This is a genomic window from Leucobacter sp. M11 (assembly GCF_035726885.1).
In the GTDB taxonomy this organism is placed as follows: Bacteria; Actinomycetota; Actinomycetes; order Actinomycetales; family Microbacteriaceae; genus JAPFRB01.
Map to the genome: position 1 here is coordinate 674,129 of NZ_JAPFRB010000003.1, position 4,254 is coordinate 678,382.

At 68.7% G+C, this 4,254-nt stretch carries 4 protein-coding genes; 3 read left to right on the forward strand and 1 reads right to left on the reverse strand.

Annotated features, from left to right (window positions below; all coding sequences use genetic code 11):
* From sdhA to OOT08_RS11635, 3 genes are all read left to right on the forward strand, one after another.
* The coding region (gene sdhA, locus OOT08_RS11625) for a succinate dehydrogenase flavoprotein subunit (protein ID WP_325092794.1) at positions 1–1,625 on the forward strand (1,625 nt) is incomplete at its 5' end.
* A gap of 2 nt (positions 1,626–1,627) precedes the next feature.
* Positions 1,628–2,392: a succinate dehydrogenase iron-sulfur subunit gene (locus OOT08_RS11630; RefSeq protein ID WP_325092796.1), complete on the forward strand. Its 765-nt coding sequence runs from the start codon at positions 1,628–1,630 to the stop codon at positions 2,390–2,392.
* A gap of 155 nt (positions 2,393–2,547) precedes the next feature.
* Positions 2,548–3,435, forward strand: a complete 888-nt coding sequence (locus OOT08_RS11635; RefSeq protein WP_325092797.1) for a YihY/virulence factor BrkB family protein — start codon at positions 2,548–2,550, stop codon at positions 3,433–3,435.
* A 48-nt stretch (positions 3,436–3,483) separates the two neighbouring features.
* Here the strand turns inward: OOT08_RS11635 and OOT08_RS11640 are convergent, their stop codons facing one another.
* Positions 3,484–4,254 (reverse strand): SDR family NAD(P)-dependent oxidoreductase, encoded by a 771-nt coding sequence (locus tag OOT08_RS11640; RefSeq protein ID WP_325092798.1) that lies wholly within the window; start codon positions 4,252–4,254, stop codon positions 3,484–3,486.

A 4,254-nucleotide genomic window follows, 5' to 3' on the forward strand; every position in this document is an offset into this window, starting at 1 on the left:
TCGCCAACGTCGAGGACGACAACTGGGAGTGGCACACCTTCGACACCGTCAAGGGCGGCGACTACCTCGTCGACCAGGACGCGGCGGAGATCCTCGCGAAGGAGGCCATCGACGCGGTCATCGACCTCGAGAACATGGGCCTGCCCTTCAACCGCACCCCCGAGGGCAAGATTGACCAGCGTCGCTTCGGCGGCCACACCCGTGACCACGGCAAGGCGCCCGTGCGCCGCGCCTGCTACGCCGCGGACCGCACCGGTCACATGATCCTGCAGACGCTGTTCCAGAACTGCGTCAAGCTCGGCATCAACTTCTTCAACGAGTTCTACGTGCTCGACCTGGTGATGACCGAGGAGAACGGCGTCAAGAAGCCCTCCGGCGTCGTCGCCTACGAGCTGGCCACGGGCGAGCTGCACGTCTTCCAGGCGAAGTCGATCGTCTTCGCCACGGGCGGCTTCGGCAAGATCTTCAAGACGACCTCGAACGCACACACCCTCACGGGTGACGGCGTCGGTATCATCTGGCGCAAGGGCCTGCCCCTCGAGGACATGGAGTTCTACCAGTTCCACCCGACCGGCCTCGCCGGGCTCGGCATCCTCCTCACCGAGGGTGCCCGCGGTGAGGGCGCGATCCTCCGCAACGCCTCGGGCGAGCGGTTCATGGAGCGCTACGCGCCCACGATTAAGGACCTCGCGCCCCGCGACATCGTGGCCCGCTGCATGGTGCAGGAGGTCCTCGACGGCCGCGGCGCCGGCCCCCACAAGGACTACGTCTACCTGGACTGCACCCACCTGGGCGCCGAGGTCCTCGAGACGAAGCTCCCGGACATCACCGAGTTCGCCCGCACCTACCTGGGCGTGGACCCCGTGACCGAGCCCGTGCCCGTGTTCCCGACCGCGCACTACGCGATGGGCGGCATCCCCACGAACGTCGACGCCGAGGTGCTCTCCGACAACGACACCGTCGTGCCGGGTCTCTACGCCGCCGGCGAGTGCGCCTGCGTCTCCGTGCACGGCTCGAACCGACTGGGCACCAACTCGCTGCTCGACATCAACGTCTTCGGCAAGCGCAGCGGCAACAACGCCGCCGACTACGCCAACACGGTCGGCTTCACGGAGCTGCCCCAGGACCCCGCCAAGGAGATCCGCGAGCTCGTCGAGATGCTGCGCAACAGCACGGGCACCGAGCGCGTCGCGGACATCCGCGCCGAGCTCCAGGAGTCCATGGACCGCGGCGCCCAGGTGTTCCGCACGGAGGAGTCCCTGACCCAGGTGCTCGCCGTGATCCACGACCTGCGCAACCGGTACAAGAACATCTCGGTGCAGGACCGCGGGAAGCGCTTCAACACCGACCTGCTCGAGGCCATCGAGCTCGGCTTCCTCCTCGACCTGGCCGAGGTGCTCGTCTTCGCCGCGCGCAACCGCAAGGAGTCCCGCGGCGGTCACATGCGCGACGACTACCCGGACCGCAACGACGAGCAGTACATGAAGCACACGATGGCGTACCTCACGGGCGACCCGCACTCCGCGGACCCCGAGGACCACATCCGCCTGGACTGGAAGCCCGTCACGATGACGAAGAATGAACAGGGCGAACTTCGGTACCCGCCGCTGGAGAGGAAGTACTAGACATGAGCACCGCAACCGTGGACGCCGCCGCACCCGTCGACGACGCACCCCAGCCCTTCACCGTCACCCTGCTGATCCGCCGCTTCGACCCCGAGGTCGACGAGGAGGCACGCTGGGAGGACTTCGACGTCCAGATGTACCCGACGGACCGCATCCTTGACGCCCTGCACCGCATCAAGTGGGATCAGGACGGCAGCCTGACCTTCCGTCGCTCCTGCGCGCACGGCATCTGCGGCTCCGACGCAATGCGGATCAACGGCCGCAACCGCCTGGCCTGCAAGACGCTGATCAAGGACCTCGACATCTCGAAGCCCATCTACGTGGAGGCCATCAAGGGGCTGCCGCTGGAGAAGGACCTCATCGTCGACATGGAGCCCTTCTTCGCGTCCTTCCGCGAGGTGCAGCCGTTCCTCGTCTCGAGCACCCCCGCCGAGGGCGGCAAGGAGCGCATCCAGACGATCGCCGACCGCGAGCGTTTCGATGACACCACCAAGTGCATCCTCTGCGCCGCGTGCACGACGAGCTGCCCCGTGTTCTGGACCGACGGGCAGTACTTCGGCCCGGCCGCGATCGTGAACGCGCACCGCTTCATCTTCGATTCGCGCGACGAGAACTCGCAGGTGCGTCTCGACATCCTGAACGACAAGGAAGGCGTGTGGCGCTGCCGCACGACCTTCAACTGCTCCGACGCCTGCCCCCGTGGCATCCAGGTGACGAAGGCGATCGCCGAGGTCAAAGCGGCGATCATCTCCGGGAAGTCCGCATAACGGAGCCCCGGCTGAGCGAACACAACGAGAACGCCGCGCCCTCTGGGGCCGCCGACGAGCTGTCGGCGGCCCCAGGGGCGCGGTTTTCCGTTGCCGAGGCGAAGGACAGCGCCCGCACGGCGGTCACCAAGGTCCAGCGCCTCACGCACCGGGTGATGGGCACGCGCCCCCTGCGCGCCTTCTCGCACTTCACCGACGTCGGGGGCAGCGTCCTCTCGGGCGGGATGAGCTACCAGGCCCTGTTCGCGGTCTTCGCCGCGCTCTGGGTAGGCTTCGGCGTCTTCGGCATCGTGCTCCGCAACAACACCGAGCTGCTCGAGGCGATGGTCACGCAGCTCAACGTCTTCATCCCCGGGCTGATCGAGGCGGACGGCAATCCCGGCGCGATCACGCTCGACGCGCTCTTCGAGACGCGGGCGCTCGACTGGACGAGCGTCGTCGCCGGTGCCTCCCTGCTCTGGGTCGCGATGAACTGGTTCACGGGCACCCGCCGATCCATCCGGCTCATCTTCGGCCTCGACGTGAAGCAGTACCGCAACGCCGCGCTCCTGAAGCTGCGCGACCTGGTGGTCGCCCTGATCTTCGCGGTGGCCATCGTGATCTCGGCCGCGCTGACGGTCTTCGGCACCGACGTGATGAGCGGCCTGTTCCAGCTCCTCGGCTGGAACGAGGACAGCTGGCTGCTGAGCGGCCTCGGCAAGTCCGTCGGACTCATCGCGATGTACGCCTTCGACGTGCTCGTGCTCATGGCCATGCACCGGTTCCTGGCGGAAGTCCGCGTGCCGGTCGGGGCGCTCCTGCGCGGCTGCGGGCTGGGCGCGGCCGGACTCTTCGTGCTGAAGCTCGGAGGCAGCCTGTTCCTGGGCGGCGCGAGCAGTAACCCGCTGTTCGCCACGTTCGCGGTGCTCGTCGTGCTCCTGCTCTGGTTCAACCTGATCTGCCGGGTGCTCCTGCTCACGGCCGCCTGGATCGCGGTCGGCCAGGATTCCTCGCTCGGGCAGCCCCCGCCCCTCGGGGCGGCGGCCAAACAGGTCTCCGCGTAGCCACCGCCCGAGCGGTCGGGCCAGCGCCCGCCGCGAGGAAGCGGGTCCCTAGATCGCCGTGTACGCGCCGTCCACGCCGTACTGGGAGCCGGTGACGAAGGAGGCCTCGTCCGAGAGCAGGAAGAGGACGACGGCCGCGACCTCCTCGGCGGTGCCGAGGCGCCCGATCGGGTGCTTGGCAATGAGGAAGTCCTTCGGGGCCTTCTCGATGAGCGGGGTCTCGATGTATCCGGGGTGCACCGAGTTGGCGCGGATGCCCTGCGCGGCGTAGCCCGCCGCGATCGCCTTCGTGAGCCCGGTGACGCCGTGCTTCGCTGCCGTGTAGGGCACCGCGGTCGCCTCGCCGACGAGGCCGAGGATGCTGGAGATGTTCACGATCGAGCCGCCCCCCGCCGCGAGCATCGCCGGGATCTGCGCGTGCACGCCGTAAAACACGGCGCTCAGGTTGAGGTCGATCACGCGCTGCCAGCCCTCGACGGGGATGTCCGCGGCGAGCCCGGTGGGGCCGCCGATGCCCGCGTTGTTCACCGCGAGGGTGAGCTTGCCGTGGGTGTCCACCGCGTGCGCGACGGCCGCGGTGAGGGCGGCGGGGTCGGTCGCGTCGGTCACGATGGCGCTGGCCGTGCCGCCGGCCGCGGTGATCTCGGCGACCACGGCGTCCGCGGCCTCGCCGTTAATGTCGCTGACGACGACGGCGGCGCCGCGCGCGGCCAGGGCCTGGGAGACGGCCCGGCCGATGCCGGAGCCCGCTCCGGTGACCAGGGCGACGTGCTGGGAGAAGGAGTCGTTCACGGGTGCTCGCTTTCTTCGGGGTGGGAT

What these genes read in the sequence shown, in the direction of transcription:
- OOT08_RS11630 (WP_325092796.1), top strand. Translation starts at nt 1,628, where the DNA reads ATGAGCACCGCAACCGTGGACGCCGCCGCACCCGTCGACGACGCACCC.
- OOT08_RS11635 (WP_325092797.1), top strand. Translation starts at nt 2,548, where the DNA reads ATGGGCACGCGCCCCCTGCGCGCCTTCTCGCACTTCACCGACGTCGGG.